The 16,006-nt window shown below is 53.9% G+C and carries 14 protein-coding genes; 1 reads left to right on the forward strand and 13 read right to left on the reverse strand.

The genetic code is table 11. The features are described 5' to 3' along the window. Positions 1-3: 3 nt before the first annotated feature. Both der and ACTQ1N_RS06580 read right to left on the reverse strand, forming a co-directional pair. A complete protein-coding gene (der, locus tag ACTQ1N_RS06575; protein ID WP_441955783.1) occupies positions 4-1,332 on the reverse strand; it encodes a ribosome biogenesis GTPase Der in 1,329 nt (442 codons plus the stop codon). Continuing rightward, entirely contained in the window at positions 1,329-2,654 is a 1,326-nt protein-coding gene (locus ACTQ1N_RS06580; RefSeq protein WP_441955785.1) for a DUF512 domain-containing protein, read from the reverse strand. Before ACTQ1N_RS06580 ends, der begins: the two co-directional genes overlap by 4 nt. A 182-nt stretch (positions 2,655-2,836) precedes the next feature. Between ACTQ1N_RS06580 and ACTQ1N_RS06585 the strand changes: the two genes are divergently transcribed. Continuing rightward, a complete protein-coding gene (locus tag ACTQ1N_RS06585) occupies positions 2,837-4,003 on the forward strand; it encodes a ribose-phosphate pyrophosphokinase (protein ID WP_441955787.1) in 1,167 nt (388 codons plus the stop codon). A gap of 43 nt (positions 4,004-4,046) precedes the next feature. Here ACTQ1N_RS06585 and pgeF read toward each other — a convergent pair whose 3' ends face one another. The 11 genes from pgeF to ACTQ1N_RS06640 all read right to left on the reverse strand — a co-directional run bounded on the left by pgeF (position 4,047) and on the right by ACTQ1N_RS06640 (position 15,954). Continuing rightward, positions 4,047-5,027: a peptidoglycan editing factor PgeF gene (gene pgeF, locus ACTQ1N_RS06590; RefSeq protein WP_441955789.1), complete on the reverse strand. Its 981-nt coding sequence runs from the start codon at positions 5,025-5,027 to the stop codon at positions 4,047-4,049. Positions 5,028-5,062: 35 nt separating this feature from the next. Beyond that, on the reverse strand, positions 5,063-5,410 hold the full coding sequence (locus ACTQ1N_RS06595; RefSeq protein WP_441955791.1) for a YraN family protein: 348 nt from the start codon (positions 5,408-5,410) through the stop codon (positions 5,063-5,065). A gap of 173 nt (positions 5,411-5,583) precedes the next feature. Continuing rightward, the gene (locus ACTQ1N_RS06600) at positions 5,584-6,378 is read right to left on the reverse strand and encodes a ribonuclease HII (protein WP_441955793.1); all 795 of its coding nucleotides are present in this window, start codon (positions 6,376-6,378) and stop codon (positions 5,584-5,586) included. Between the two features lie 28 nt (positions 6,379-6,406). Then, positions 6,407-6,967 (reverse strand): signal peptidase I, encoded by a 561-nt coding sequence (lepB, locus tag ACTQ1N_RS06605; protein WP_441955795.1) that lies wholly within the window; start codon positions 6,965-6,967, stop codon positions 6,407-6,409. A 27-nt stretch (positions 6,968-6,994) separates the two neighbouring features. Further along, entirely contained in the window at positions 6,995-7,840 is an 846-nt protein-coding gene (ylqF, locus tag ACTQ1N_RS06610) for a ribosome biogenesis GTPase YlqF (RefSeq protein WP_441955797.1), read from the reverse strand. Next, the gene (gene lepB, locus ACTQ1N_RS06615; RefSeq protein ID WP_441955799.1) at positions 7,840-8,547 is read right to left on the reverse strand and encodes a signal peptidase I; all 708 of its coding nucleotides are present in this window, start codon (positions 8,545-8,547) and stop codon (positions 7,840-7,842) included. Before lepB (ACTQ1N_RS06615) ends, ylqF begins: the two co-directional genes overlap by 1 nt. Positions 8,548-8,565: 18 nt before the next feature. Next, positions 8,566-8,913, reverse strand: a complete 348-nt coding sequence (rplS, locus tag ACTQ1N_RS06620; protein ID WP_154525747.1) for a 50S ribosomal protein L19 — start codon at positions 8,911-8,913, stop codon at positions 8,566-8,568. Positions 8,914-9,034: 121 nt separating this feature from the next. Continuing rightward, a complete protein-coding gene (locus ACTQ1N_RS06625; RefSeq protein WP_441955801.1) occupies positions 9,035-9,283 on the reverse strand; it encodes a hypothetical protein in 249 nt (82 codons plus the stop codon). Positions 9,284-9,342: 59 nt separating this feature from the next. Beyond that, entirely contained in the window at positions 9,343-12,627 is a 3,285-nt protein-coding gene (locus ACTQ1N_RS06630) for a glycoside hydrolase family 2 TIM barrel-domain containing protein (protein WP_441955803.1), read from the reverse strand. A gap of 198 nt (positions 12,628-12,825) precedes the next feature. After that, positions 12,826-13,554 carry a carbohydrate ABC transporter permease gene (locus tag ACTQ1N_RS06635; RefSeq protein ID WP_441955805.1) on the reverse strand — a complete coding sequence of 243 codons (729 nt, stop codon included), beginning with the start codon at positions 13,552-13,554 and terminating at the stop codon, positions 12,826-12,828. 108 nt (positions 13,555-13,662) lie between these two features. Further along, complete coding sequence (locus ACTQ1N_RS06640; protein ID WP_441955807.1) at positions 13,663-15,954, reverse strand: LTA synthase family protein; 2,292 nt, start codon at positions 15,952-15,954, stop codon at positions 13,663-13,665. Positions 15,955-16,006: the final 52 nt, after the last annotated feature.

The raw sequence follows: 16,006 nt of genomic DNA on the forward strand, positions 1-16,006 counted from the left end.
CGCTTACTGATCTTTCTGCTTCTTCTCCCTCACCAGAATCCGGATGGCCGTACCCTTGAACCCGAAGGTCTCGCGGATCTGGTTCTCGATATATCTCATATAAGAGAAATGCGCGAGCTTTTTGTCATTTACAAAGAGGACAAAGGTCGGCGGTGCTACAGAGACCTGGGTCATATAGTAGCAGCGAAGCCGTTTCCCCTTGTCTGTCGGCGGCTGCTGCATTGCGGTCGCCTCCGACAGAATCTCGTTGAGCACGCCTGTCGCAATGCGTCTCTTGCTGCTGTCCAGAACCGTATCAATCTCATCATAGAGTTTCTGGATTCTCTGCCCTGTCTTTGCGGAGATAAACATGATGTCCGCATACGGCATGAAGGACAGGGTATTCCGGATCCGGTCCGTAAACTTTTTCACGGAGCTGTTGTCCTTCTCGATGGCATCCCACTTGTTGACTGCCACGATGATCCCCTTGCCCCGCTCATGGGCGATCCCTGCGATCTTGGCATCCTGTTCCGTCACGCCCTCCTTCGCATCAATCACAAGGACTGCGATATCCGCACGCTCAACCGCTGTCACGGCCCGTACGATCATATAGTGCTCAAGGTCTTCCTTGATCTTGTTCTTGCGGCGAAGCCCTGCTGTGTCAATAAATACATATTCTCTGCCATTGTGCTTCACGACAGCATCCACCGCATCCCTGGTGGTTCCCGCAATATCAGACACGATCAGACGGTTCTCGCCAAGCAGCGCGTTGATCAGAGAAGACTTCCCGACATTCGGTTTTCCGACGATGGCAACCTTGGGCCGGTCATCCTCCATCTCGCCTGGCTGGGCCTGCGGAAGATCCTTCAGCACCTCGTCAAGCAGATCGCCGATTCCCGTCCGGTTCGCCGCGGAAATCGGATGCGGATCTCCGATTCCAAGATTGTAAAACTCGTAGACACCCGCCTCATCCTTGACGAAATTGTCCACCTTGTTGACAACCAGCAGAACACTTTTATGGCTTCGGCGCAGCATATCCGCAACCTTCGCGTCCGCGTCGACCAGTCCCTGATGAAAATCCGTCAGGAACAGGATGACGTCAGCCGTGTCGATCGCAATCTGCGCCTGCTCCCGCATCTGGGAAAGAATGATATCCTTTGCATCCGGTTCAATTCCGCCGGTATCAATCAATGTAAAACTTCTCCCGGACCACTCGACATCTGCGTAGATGCGGTCTCTGGTTACACCGGGTGTATCTTCAATAATCGCGATTCTCGAGCCTGCCAGCACGTTAAAAAGCGTGGATTTCCCGACATTCGGCCTTCCGACAATCGCAACAATCGGTTTGCTCATTGTTCCTGATCTCCAATCACTGCATGGACAAAATCCTGTCCGGTCGATTTTACAATACGCACCTTGATTTGTAAAGTTTGCTCAAGTTCCTGAACTGTCACATCATCGAGGAAGACCTGCTCCCCCGCCCGGAACATGTTGACCGGAAGAAGCAGCTCCTCCCCGAGCTCCTGTCCCCGAAGCTGCTTTTTCAGATCACTCCCCGTAATGAGTCCTGACACCGTGATCATCTCACCAAAGAAATCATTGCGGATCGGGATGACCCGGCAGGAAATGTTCGGAAACTTCTCCTGAATCTCTTTCACAAGCTTTTCGAGATATGGCGCCGCCAGCTTCCCGGTCGCAATCGTCGCCTTCCGGTGCCTCCCGTCCCCCTTCAGCTGCGCAAGGCCGGCTTTTGTCTCCTCAATCAGAAGCCGGACCATCCCGACTCCATTTTCAAGCTGCTGGTACCCATCGTAGTTTTCCTCCGGCGGAAGCGGCTGATCCGCAAGGATGTACCACTCATCGCTGGCATGGACAAGATGCGTGCCATACTTCTGAAAGTAATAATCCTGCCATCTTTCGATCGTGCCAAGAACGGCCGCTGCATCCTCTTTCGTGAACGGTTCAAGCTGAACCTGGTGGTTTTCTTCCCGGAACTTCGTCATGCCGACAGGGACGACGGAGACACTCTCCAGCTCCGGCAGCAGCTGTTCAAATGTTTTCAGTGAGTGCTCCAGGTCCTCTCCGTCGTTCCACCCCTTGCAAAGGACGATCTGTCCGTTCAGACGAATGCCGGCATTCTTCAGCCGCATGACCTTCGGCATAATATCCCCTGCGAAACGGTTGTGCAGCATCTTTCTGCGGAGTTCGGGATTCATCGTGTGGAAAGAGATGTTGATCGGTTCCAGATGGTACAGGATAATGCGGTCGATGTCATGATCCGACATGTTGGTCATCGTGATGTAGTTGCCCTGCAGAAACGACAGTCTTGCATCATCGTCGTGAAAATACAGGGTATCTCGCATTCCCTTCGGCATCTGGTTGACAAAGCAGAAAATACAATGGTTCCTGCAGGACCTGTATTCGCTCATCAGCCCCCCGCCGAACCCAATCCCCAGATCTTCATCCGGATCTTTTTCGATCTCAAGCTCCCATTCTTCTCCGTTCGGCTTGCGGATCACGACAAGGAGCTTTTCGTCATTGCAAAGATACCGGTAATCGAAAATATCCTCGACTTTTTTCCCATTCACAGAGACAAGAACGTCTCCCGGCTCGATGTCCAGTTCTTCCGCGATGCTTCCGGCATCAATCGATTCTATTTTATGAAGGTATTCCATCTTATTCCCTTCCAATGTCATTTCCGATAAAAATACAGCACTTCCATTTTTTCATGATAAATGTGCTTCTGACAAAAAGCAAGACGCTCCTTCCGCCTGGCTTGACGCTCCATGAGGCAGCATGGTATAACTCCTCTGTATTAGGCTGATGCAGAGTCAGTCCCCAGTTCAGGAGGGTTTTGATGATTACTGATATACAGAAAGATTCCATGCCTGTCGGTCCTCTGAAGATCGCAGCGCTCGACGGTTGTCAGGCATTTGCGTCAGAAGTGAACCGTTATCTTGTTGATTTCCGGCATAACACTCCGCTTCATAATTCAAAGGACTTCCCGCTTGTCGGATACTGCGAGGACAGCTATCTGATCAGCTGCGCCTGCCCGCGCTTCGGAACCGGAGAAGGAAAGGGCATCATCAATGATTCCGTCCGAGGAGCCGATCTCTACATTCTTGTTGATGTTCTCAACTGCAGCATCGAGTACAAGGTGTGCGGAGAGACAAATTATATGTCCCCGGATAACCACTACGCCAATCTCAAACGCATTATCTCTGCTGCTGACGGAAAAGCAAAGCGGATCACGGTTGTCATGCCGTTTCTGTATGGAGGAAGACAGCACAGACGGACAAAGAGAGAATCTCTCGACTGCGCGGTTGCGCTCGAGGAACTCGCTCGGATGGGCGTATCGAACATCATCACCTTTGACGCCCATGACCCGCGGGTACAGAATGCGATTCCCCTCTCGGGCTTTGATTCTTTCATGCCATCCTACCAGTTTCTCAAGGCACTTGTCAGCACTGTCCCGAACCTGAAGATGAGCAAGGAAACGACGATGGTCGTCAGTCCGGATGAGGGTGCAATGGAGCGCTCCGTCTACTTTGCGAATATCCTGGGACTCGAGCTTGGCATGTTCTACAAGCGCCGTGACTATTCCAGGATTGTGAACGGGAAGAACCCGATTGTCGCACATGAGTTTCTCGGCGCTTCTGTGAAAGGCAAGGACGTCCTGGTCATCGATGACATGATTTCCTCCGGCGGCTCCATGCTCGATGTCGCCAGACAGCTCAAAGACCGCGGTGCCAATCGTGTTTTCATCTGTACCACCTTCGGCCTGTTTACAGACGGCCTGGATGCTTTTGACGATTACTATGAGAAAGGCTACATCACAAAGGTCGTGACCACGAACCTCAACTACCGTCCGCCGGAACTATTAGACCGTCCCTGGTACGCCGAGGCCGACATGACCAAGTACCTGGCCTCCATCATTGACCACATGAACCATGATATATCAATCAGCGGTATCCAGTCTCCGACAGCGAAGATCAACAAACTCCTGCTTCAGCTCAAGGGATGAATCGAAAGACGGCACAGGAACAGCTCCTGTGCCGTCTTTTTTGTCAGCCGCACGTAATCTCAAGAACGGCTGCAAGGTTACCCCGTTTTCCGGCCAGCGCCCGGTGGGAAAACAGGACACCCGCATTCTCCGCCGTACAGATGTCCGGCACGGAGATATGATCCGGCAAGAGGCCCGCCCGAAGGAAATTTGCCCTGCAGGCTTCCTGCAGGTTCAGCATCGCATGTCCGTCCCTGCCCGGAGATACAATCCGTCCCACTGCGCCGTCCGGACGGTTTTGCCCATCGCTCTCCTCCATCTGATATTTCTCCGAAAACCGCGCCGCGACATCCCCGCTGACCTCATAGCAGTCCCCGCAGATGGATGGGCCGATCGCTGCCACGATCACCGCCGGATCCGACCCATAGCGCCTCTGCATCTTCTGCACCGCCTTCGTCCCGATCCCCGCGATTGTCCCTCTCCATCCGGAGTGAACGCACGCGGCTGCTCTGTGCACCGGATCTACAATCAGAAGCGGCACGCAGTCCGCATAGAAGGTCATCATTGCAACCTCTGTCTGGTCGGTCATCAGTCCGTCCACATCGTGAAAAGCATTCGGTCTGAGGATGCCGTTTCCCCGGTCTGTCTTTGTCACCTCCCGAATCCGGTCGGTGTGTGTCTGATCCGAGAAGACCAGGTCAGTCAGATCGTATCCGACTGCATCCGCGAATCTCCTGTGATTCTCCAGGAAACGTTTCATCGCGTCTCCGGCCGCCGCATCCCTCCATATGTCACGCTCGGGTATATCCGTCCGAATTCCTGTATTTCCGAGTCCGCCGCTCACTTCTCTGGACAGGCTCAGATTCATGGCTGAGGCATATCCCTCTGAGACCCCTCCGATCCGGGTGCTGAAGGCATTGACAACAAAGTCAAACTGATCCAGAAGCGGGAATGAAATCCACACCACACCGTTCTTTTCGTGAAGCGTCAGCCTGTCAATCTTCCTCCAGGTCTGTTTTCTGATAAACTGCTTCTCGTATTCCATCGGATCCTCCCGGCTCATATTCCAGGGACGCCGGCTCAGAACAGAAAAGCGTTCCGAATCAGCCGGAATCCGTCCTCGTCCACTGCCGCAACGTCAAAACGGACAGGCGTACCCTCCGGAACCCGGAAGCGTGCCAGATAATAGAGGACCGCCCGCCGGATCCGTTCCTGCTTGCGTCGCCCGACTGCCTCCTCCGGCATTCCATTTTTCCTGGAACGTCGTCCCTTCACCTCGATGAACACCAGATAACGACCTTCTCTGGCAACAATATCGATCTCCGCCTGTCTGCAGCGAAAGTTATACTGGAGCACCTCGTACCCTTCCTTCTCCAGCAGGGCACCGGCCGCTCTCTCATATGCAGTCCCTTCCTGTCTCCTGTTCATGTGCTCTGTTCCGCACACGCTCCCGTCCTCTGATCTTCCCTCTTCCGGCTGCTTTTCCCTCTTTCAGACGCATATACGCAGCGCAGCCGGTCTCTCCACCTTCGCAGGCGCCCCTATCCGTTCCTGCAACAATGTCCGGTGCCTCCGCTCTCTGCGGCTGACTGCGCTTTTTGTCATGGCTGCTCTCCCCAGCTCCCGCCACCGCTTTTCAGAAAGGTTCTTCTGTGAATCGGACATGGACCATATTTTCTCAGGGCGGCATAATGCTCTGCTGTTCCATACCCCTTGTGCTTTGCGAACCCATATTCCGGGTACACAGCGTCATACTCCACCATCAGCCGGTCACGCGTCACCTTTGCAATCACGCTTGCTGCAGCGATTGACAGGCTCCTTGCATCCCCGTGGATAATCGGGACTTGCGGGATCAGAACCTGGGGGATCGTCACCGCATCGTTGAGAAGGATCTGAGGCATCACCCGAAGTGTCCCGATGGCCTCACACATCGCCTCGTAATCTGCCTGAAGGATGTTGATTTCATCGATCCTGTGCGGGCCGACAATCCCATACCCGGCTGCAACTGCCTTCTCCATGATCTCCTCATACAGTTCCTCGCGCTTCCGGGCGGTGAGCTTTTTGGAATCATTCAGCCCAAAGATCATGCAGTCATTCGGAAGGATCACCGCGCCAGCCACAACAGGCCCCGCGAGCGGACCCCTTCCCGCCTCGTCAATCCCGCAGATCAGAGTATAGCCGTCTTCCTCACACTGCCGTTCAAAACGCCGCATCTCCTCCAGCCGTTTCTTTTCAGTTTCCAGCTGCCCCAGCGCTCTTTCCGCACTCTGCACCAGTTTCCGGACAGCCGCCCGGTCATCGCTGCCATACTGGTCTGCGAAATGAGTCAGCGCGGCCTCGTCCACCCTTGATATTTTCTTCCATCTTTCCGAAATTGCCGCCGTCGTCTCTGCCATCTGCTTCTCTCCCTGCATTCTTTGAAGTCTACTGAAGCAGCCTGAACCGTCTAAGCGGCGCATATCGCAGCCAGAGCCTTCCGTTGATGTCGGACTTATGAATATCGCCGACGGTCGGATCCCGGCTGTCAAAGCTGCTGCTCCGGTTGTCTGCCATCACAAAGTAGGCATCCTGCGAAAGCGTATGCGGCATAGAGGCTGTTCCGGCATACTGGATCTCCCCGGACGTATATCCGGATTCATCCAGTGCCGCCCCATTGATATAAACCTTTCCCCCGATGATCTGGACCGTTTCTCCCGGGAGGCCGACAATACGCCGGACCAGAGCGCGCCCGCTTCCTGCCCCGGTGGAAAACCGCACAATGTCACCCCTTGCCGGTTCCCGCACCAGATAACTGACAGGCTCAGAAAACGCCCTGTCGCCCGGCTGCAGAGACGGATACATGGAGCTGCCCGTCACGTCCACTGTCCCCTCTGCATAAGAAATTCCGAAAATCAGGATCAGAATGGCAGCCAGAATCAGCAGCGTCCGTCGCAGGATGACTCTCAAGGGATTTCTATACCTTCTTCGCTGTCTTCTGTCTGCCATGCTGTACTCACCTGCTTTTCACCCGGCTCAGTCCGGTGCTTTCTCAAGCGTCATCCGGCCGAGTCTGCCGGAACGGAATTCATCCAGAATCAGAGCCGCTGCCTTCCCGCAGTCCGGCTCTCCCCCGGCCTTCAGACACTTCCGGGCTTCAGCGATCCTGCCAAGCACCTCAAAAGCGGTTCCCTCCTGACTGATCCCGTAGCGTTCTGGAAGAACCCGCGGATAGTCTGTCCGCATCCATCCGATCAGTTCGCAGGCCAGTTCCTGAGTGTCGAGAATCTCATCCCGGATGCAGCCAATCTCTGCCAGCCGGATTCCGACCTGCCTGTCATCAAACCGCGGCCAGAGGATCCCTGGCGTGTCAAGCAGCTGAAGCGTTCTCTCCACGCTGATCCACTGTCTTCCTCTTGTGACGCCCGGTTTGTTCCCTGTTTTCGCGGATGCCTTCCCCGCAAAGGAATTGATGAAGGTTGACTTTCCGACATTCGGGATCCCGGCAATCATCGCCCGGAGCGGGCGATTCACGATTCCTCTGCTTCGATCCCGCTCGATTTTCTCCCGGCAGGCCTCGGCAATCATCGGACGGATCTGCCGGATTCCATTGCCGGAGCGCGCATTCACCTCACAGGCAACAAGTCCGTTTTTCCGGAAATAGGCTGTCCATTCCTTGTTCCGCTCCGGGTCAGCCAGATCGCTTTTGTTGAGTACCAGGATTCTGGACTTCCCGGCAGCAAGGCTGTCTATATCCGGGTTTCTGCCGGAAAGAGGCGCCCTCGCGTCCGTCAGTTCGATCACAAGATCGACGAGACGGACATCCTCCTGCATCTGTCTTCTTGCACGGGTCATATGGCCCGGATACCACTGATAATCCATTATATAAACCTTCTGTGACTGGCCGGAGAAAGCACAAACCAGACCTTTCCCTCAATCATGCTGCTGGACACCAGCCCGATCTCTGTATTTCTGGAGTCCTCTGAGTTGTTCCGATTGTCTCCAAGCAGAAAATACTCACCTTCATCGAGTTCAATCGGATCCTTCGCAATTCCTGGATTCGTGATCGCCGGATAATTTCCGTCCTCCAGGTAGACCTGATCATCGATATAAACCTGCCCGTCTTTAATCTGAATCTTGTCACCCGGAACTCCGACCACGCGCTTGATATCCGCCCTTGCATTCGAAGAGCCGTTCGGTCGGTAGGAGACAAGGTCCCCCCTCTTCGGACTTCCGACCTGGTAAGACATCACATTGATCAGGACGACATCCCCTCCGGACAGCGTTGTATCCATGGACTGCCCGACAATTGTCCGCTGCTGTCCGACTGTATAGACAAGAACATATGCAATCAGAACAACCACAAGTGCCTGAAACAGCGCTGTAAAAATCCGGACCGGGAGTGAGCGCTTCTTCCGAACCTTATGTTTTCTTTGTTTCTGTTCCTGCTGCTCAAGCCGTGCCCGCTCTCTTGGTGTGTACTGCTTCCAGTCATCATTCGTGAAGTCAATCGGCTTGTCATTGATATACTTCATATCTGTTACCTGTCCGGATACAGAGAAGGCTGCCGCATTGCGCGGCAGCCTCATGTTCAGGTTTCCCCTTGATTACTTGACGATCTCTTTCAGCTTCGCAGCCTTGCCGGTACGCTGTCTGAGATATGTAAGCTTTGCACGTCTCACCTTTCCGGATCTGACAACATCGACCTTGTCGACGGTCGGGGAATGAAGCGGCCAGGTCTTCTCGACTCCGACACCGTTCGAGAACTTTCTGACAGTGAAGGTTGCTCTGTTGCTGCCGCCCTGCTTCTTGATGACGACGCCTTCAAAAATCTGGATTCTCTCGCGGGTACCTTCCTTGATCTTTGCGTGGACCCTGACGGTATCTCCGACACGAAACTGCGGAGCATCCTCACGAAGCTGCGCGTCTTCGATCTTCTTGATAATTTCGTTCATTGCGTGTTTCCTCCTGATTCATGGATGTTCTTAATGCGTCCGATTACAGCAACAGAGGACCATCCTTCTTTGCACACGACGCTTAGTTTATCACGCAATGTCCCGGGAGGCAAGCAGATTCTCAGATTTCCATCATCGTGATGATCTCTGACACAATGCGGTCATGTTTCTCTGTCTTTGAGCTGGCACGGTTTTCATCCTCGATCTCAATGTCAAACAGCCGGTCCAGAAGCTCCGCCCATCCATCCTCATCCAGGCTTATCATATCCTGCTTCGAGAGATGAAAGGTCTCCTGCATGAAAGCCTCCTGCTCCTTCGTCATCTTTTCAAGTGCCTCTGCGTTTTCTTTCATGATTTCCGGATCTGCCACTTTTCTTCCTCCTCAAATCGATTCTGCAGCTCTCTGCTTCCAGACCACAGCGCGCGGTATCAGATCCCCCTGAAATCCACCGCGAAAGTCAGTCTTCCGCCGCTCTTTACAAGGAATTCCGGATGAGTCCGTGCCCCCCAGGAATCATCCCCGGCTACACCCATCTGCTTAAGCATGCAGCGGACGTAGGTATAGGAGGATCTCGGAAGCTCATACGGATGTCGGGCTGTCTCAAGCATCTCCGGACTGTATGGAATTGCGGAGAACTCCATGCTGCCCGGTCTGGAGGCTTCAGGATCGCCTCCGTCCTCAAAGTATGGGGCACTGAAGCGGACCCCATGCCCTTTTCGGTCTGTCACCTCCGCCCAGCGGACACCCGTCCGGTTTCCGGTTTCCTGCGGGACCAGATAGGGCTCGACCATCGCGCCTGCCTCCCGCGCATAGATACCAAGCCTTGCCCCTTTTCGTCTGTCACAGTAGTTTTCCTCCGGTCCCAGCCCGTAGTACCGGACATGGCACAGATCTGCATCGAGTGCAAAAAGCCAGCCGAACTCCGGCATCTCCGGCAGCTGTTTTGCAAGCGCCGCATCCGGATCCCAGTCAAGTATCATCCGAATGGTTCCGTCGGGAAAGACCCGGTAGGTCGTACTCACAGAGCTGACTGACTCATATGATGAAACCGGAATATACTTCTTCCAGGTCAGATCGACGTAGCCGGCAGTCTGATGCACCTTCGGCTCTCCATTGTCATCCCCCGGAATATAAGGATTGCTTCCCGGCTTGATGAAGGTCTGGTACAGACTTGCCAGCTTCCAGATTCCACAGCGTGCCGGCATCCTGCATCCCTCGTCGTTGCTGGTAGGGGCGCGCCAGAAATTCGGTCTCGGGATCTTTTCAATCAATTCCCTGCCGCCATAGACGTAAGAAACCAGTCCGCCCTTCAGGCTGGAGAACAGGGCAGAGAAATTTGCTCCAAAGATACCTGTATTCACTCCGCCGCGCACAACCTCCAGGCTGCCCTTTCCTTCATCGGTCTGTACAGGAAGCGTACGGACCCCGTTCAGGACAAAGGGTGTTCCATCCTCTCTCATATCATCCGGCGCGCTCTCAAGCGTCTTTTTTGCATTCTCCGCGCTCTTCAGGATCCGCTCCCCATATGCCACCTCATCTCCGGCCTTTCCCCAGACGGTGTCTTTTCTGAGGAAGAAAGAGAGTGAGACGACAGACTCATCTTTTTCCGGAATCTGGAATGGAAGCGGGAAGACTTCCGTTCTGCCCGGCGCGACATCTGCCGGGATCGTAAGCTTCTCAAGGATACGGTTTCCTGCGCGAAGCTCTGCCGTACAGTCAAAGACTCCGGTTTCCAAAAACAGGTTCCGGTTGGTAACCGCCGCCTCCAGTCCGCGCTTCTCATCCTCGCGAATCTCGATGTCCAGCTCCTGGTAGCAGGCTCTGACTTCCTGCATTTTACCACTGTATGGTTCTCCTGTCGCCCTCAGGATGCCATTTCCGGAGAATTCATAGTCGGTCGGCCGCTCATGGTTGTCCCCGCCGTAACCAAGATATTCCTCGCCATACCGGTTCTTCATACGGATCGCCTGATCAATGAAATCCCAGATAAATCCCCCCTGATAACGGGGCTCCCGCTTTGTCAGATCCGTGTACTTGAACAGCCCGCCATTTGAGTTGCCCATCGAATGCGAATACTCGCACAGGATAAACGGTTTTTCCGGGTGTTCCTTCAGGAAGGCCTCCACCTCCCTCACCGGCGTATACATCTGTGATTCCATGTCTGATGTATCCGGGTAGCGGCGATCGTTTCGGATGCCTTCATAATGTACCAGCCGGCTGCTGTCAAGCCTGCGGAATTCCTGTGCCATATGCCAGATGACCGATCCGCCGAAGGATTCATTGCCGCAGGACCAGATCAGGATCGCAGGATGGTTCTTCTCCAGCTCCACCATCGACCGGAGCCGGCTGATCAGCATAGGCTCCCAGTCCGAACGGTCTCCCGGCAGCGCCTGCTCAATGCCGATCTGATGCCTGCCGACACGGTCCCACATCCCGTGCGTTTCCATATTGTTTTCGGCGATCATGTAGATGCCGAAGATATCGCACAGCCTGTAGAGAACAGAGGCATCCGGATAATGGCAGGTCCGGACCGCATTGATGTGATTCTGTTTCATGATGGTGACTGCCCGGAGAATCTCGTCCGGGTTTGGCTTTCTTCCGGTGTCGCAGGAGAATTCATGCCGGTTGACGCCTCGAAAAACGACCCGTTTTCCGTTCAGGCACATCAGTCCGTCCTTCATCTCAAAGTGTCTGAAGCCGACCAGCTCCTGAACAGTCTCGACCGTCTCACCGTCCTTCTCCAGAGTAAGGCTCAGCCGGTATAAATTCGGAATCTCCGCGCTCCATGCAAGAGGATCGTCCAGCTTCTCCTGAATATGCAGTTCCATCGGCTGTTCTCCGGTGAAAAGATGTGTTCCGTCCCCGGCAGCACATATCCTTCCGGTTCTGATCTCTTCCCCGGCCTTCTGCTCCTCAAGGCTCTCCAGCACGCCAAGCTTTTCCAGCCTGTATCCGACAGTTGCCCCGGAGGCGCTTCCGGTCAGCTTCAGCGTCACATCCAGAAGACCTGTCCTCTCCTCTGCCTGATAATCTGCCAGAATCTTCACATCCTCAAGGTGAACCTTCTGAATCCGCTCGAGGTACACATCGCGGAAGATTCCGCTGAAGCGGTACATATCCTGGTCCTCGCACCAGCTTCCTGACGTCCATTTGAAGACCAGGACAGCGATCCTGTTCTCTTCATCCTGAAGAAACGGTGTCAGATCAAACTCCGAAGGCGTGAACGAATCCTCCGCATAGCCGACATAGCGGCCATTGAGCCAGAGCGCAAAGCCGGACTCCACGCCCTGGAAGGAAATCCGGACACTGTCCTGCTTCCAGCCATCCGGAAGTCTGAAGGTCCGGACATATTGTCCGACAGGGTTGTGCCGCTCCGGAATCTGTCCGGGTTCAATCGGCTCCAGTCCGTCCCAGGGATACTGTGTGTTGACATAAGCCGGCCTGTCATAGCCCTCCATCTGCATGTTGGACGGAACAGGAATTTCCGCCCAGCCGCTCACATCAAAGTCATCTTTCCAGAATCCATCCGGCGCACTGCGGTAATTCTCAGCATAATGGAACCGCCACATCCCATTCAGTGAACGCCTGAGACTTGTCTGCATATTCTCGTGCCTGTCCTTCGGTGCAAACGGAATATGGTCCGAGTGGGGCGGCAGCGTGTTCTGCGCATAGATCTGTGGATCCTTTACAATTCTGTAATCAAATTCAGTCATGGATGTCTCTCCTATAAAGCTGCGGTAATCTGAAAAGCGCAGGTTCAGATCTGATTTCTGACCTGCTTCACTGGTTCTGCAAGGCTGTCTTTACCTGAAAAGCGCAGGAGCCTGTCTGGCCCCCGCGCTTTCGGATCCGCGCTCCTGCCATCCGTTCTGTCTGTCAGTACCAGGGACCGTGCATGCCTTTCTGCCCTGTTACTTGACAGAACCTGTAATGCCCTCGGCAAACTGCTTCTGAAGCACAAAGAACACGGTCATTGTCGGCAGGGAGCAGAACAGGACGCCCATCATCAGCATACCATAATCCACCGTATAGCCGCTTGACAGATTTGCAATCAGCATTGGCATATTCTCCGCGCGGTTGTCCAGCATGACAACCTTCGGCCACAGATATGCATTCCAGGCATTCATAAATGTCACGACCGCTGCTGCCGCGTAGGTTGATCTCATGATCGGCATATACTGTCTGAAGAAGATGCCGATCTCTGTCTGGCCGTCAAGCCTTGCGGCTTCCAGAATCGCAGGCGGAAAATTTCTGGAATTCTGCCGGAACATCATGATCATGAACGGTGTCGCAACCTGCGGCAGGATGAATCCCCAGACAGAGTTCAGAAGCTTCAGCCTTGAAATCAGAACAAACAGTGGAATCATCGTCGCGACGCCCGGAATCATCATCGCCAGAAGCAGGAAGGCAAACAGCCTGTCCTTGGCTCTGTCTGCATACAGTTCAAATCCAAACCCTGCAAGTGAGCAGACAAAGAGGCAGAAGATTGTCTGGAAGATGGCGTACAGGAAAGAATTTCCCATCGCCCTCCAGAGCGGCTGCGCCGCCATCAGATTCTTCAGGTTTTCAGCTGCGTGAAGGCCGAACCAGACCTTCCCCCGTGCCACCTCGACCGTCGTGTTTGTCGCTGCTGTCACCATCCAGTACAGCGGGAATACCGCATCTCAACATAGCCCTTTTTCTTCAAACCGGGAACTTCCTCATATGCCTGCTTCGTCCTTCTCCCACAGCCCCTCCGCCGGCCTGCCTCAGCCAGCTGCATCCTTCAGAAGCTCTGTCTGCTTCTGGAGTGAGCTGAGGACCTGTGTGTCTGCCGGTTCGGCGAACAGCGGGTCTACCCGATGCCGGACATCAACCAGATGGTTATAGGCCAGTATGTTGTACGCATTCACCGCATCCTTGTTCTGTGCATCGCTGCTCAGGTCCTTCCAGTCGTGGTAGGTTCCGTCCGCGTCTATATAAGTGTTCGCGCAGATCACTGGAATCTGCTTCTGAAGCTGTGTCAGAAACTGCTGATAGTCTGTCATCGGAAGTCCTGCTTCCTTCATGATATAGGCTGCCAGATAATTCACGCTCATCAGATTCACCGACTGATCCTTGCCGATCCCCATATTGTTCCAGATAAAGAACGGAACCTGATAATGCTTCTGGACCTCCTCAAGATCTGTTGTATTCGAGTCATAGCCTGTCAGTCCATCAATCACATCTGTCACATAATCGCTGGGCTCATGGTCCCCGAACGTCACGATGATCGTCGGCTCGGTGACATTCTGCTCAAACCATGTGATCAGCTTCTGATATGCCTCGTCCGACTTTTTAATCAGCGTCAGATACCGTTCTGCCGCGATTGTATTCGCATTCTCATATGGAAGGCCGGTCAGTGTCAGTTCCTGTGTGAAGCCGTTGTCTGTCGCCGGGTTCGCCATATAGCCGGAGTGATTCTGCATGGTGACCTCGAAGATGAATTTCTTCTGATTCCCCTTGTTCTGGAATTCCTCTATAATTTTGTCGAACGCAGACTCATCGCTGACGAACTTCCGGATCGTCTTCGCTCCAGTGAAATAGTCGACATCCTTGAACTCGTCAAAGCCGAGCAGCGGATACACCCGCTCCCTGTCCCAGCCACTTCCAAGATAGGGATGAAGACCTTCCGTCGAGTATCCGAGCGAGCCAAGGTAAGAGGCGAGTGTCGGTATTTTTGAGGAAATGTACTGCTGGTACACAACGCTTCCCTGGGGCAGGAATGCCATCGAATCGCCCGACAGGAATTCGTACTCTGTGTTCGCCGTGTTGCCGCCCTTGACAGAAACCATCAGATGGCCGCCTGTATACTGGTCCATCATGCTGTGGAAGAAGGGCATGTAGTCCTCCGACGTCTCGAAGTTTCCAATCACAGAAAGATCCGAGAACGCCTCGTTCATGATGACGATGATATTTGGAGCCTGGCTGAGGTCAAAGTCTGACTTCTCCGCCGAGCTTTTACCGTCTCCAGTGGAAGCCGTCTGCTGCTCTTCCGTCTCCGTCTGACTCAGTGCAGGCTGCACATCCGCTGCCAGCGCTTTCAGAGTCGTGCCTTGAGGCGCTGTATCTTCCTCCTGGGCACTCTCATTCTTGTCCGGGTAATCGATCTGATCATACTCCGTCTCTGTCTCCTTGATTTGTCCCTCGATCTCTTTCACCTTCGACACCGAATACCCATCCGGCTTGTTGATATGGATCAGGTTCAGGTTTGCCAGATACGCGACCAGAAGACCGTTTTTCCTGTAGCGAACATTCGGTGTGAACAGGGTTGTATCCATTCCCCAGAATGTCTTTACATCCTCATTCTGGATGGAATTTGTCAGCAGGATCAGGGACAGGACGGCTGCCGCCAGGAGCGGAAAACGGACTCGTTTCAAACGAATCCGGCCCCTCATCTTTCCAGTTCCAAGCATTACAAATGCAAAGCCGAACGTGGAAAACAGCATATGCCAGTAGATGACATAGTCATAGTTAGACGCAACGTTGCCCGCCGTTCTGAGCGACAGAATATCCCATGGAACAATCGGACTTCCCCGGAACTTCACAACATAAAAATTGATGATGCTCAGCGCCATAAAAACGGCGGATGCTGCACTGTAGCCCCAGCTGATGCTTCCGATCAGGAACGTGAAGGCAAGAAAGATCAGGTAGTAGAAGATCAGATTCAGATAGATCATCTTGTAGGGAGGCTGTGCCGTCTCATAGGACAGCGCTGCCCCGACATGCCAGAATCCCGTGTCATAGGACTGAACGAGCACAAAGGCCACGAAGGGGACTGAGACAGAAAGCGAGACATCATAGATGATCTGAAACAGACGGCTTTTCGGAAGTCCTGCGTACAGAAACAGTCCCAGCAGGAACGACAGAAGGACGGAAACCGGAAAATACCAGCCCTCCGATCTCTGCTCCGCCCCATGGGCCAGAAACGACAATATCAGAAATAAACCCGTCAGAATCACTGCCCTGATCAGGGCTCCTTTTTTCAGCCGGCCCTTGCCGGCTTGCTGCTGCTGATTCACAATAGCCTCCCTTTCATCTCTGCGTCCGTATCTTCATGCTGCTCTCTGCGGG

This window comes from Porcincola sp. LCP21S3_C12 (assembly GCF_052118625.1).
In the GTDB taxonomy this organism is placed as follows: domain Bacteria; phylum Bacillota; class Clostridia; order Lachnospirales; family Lachnospiraceae; genus Porcincola.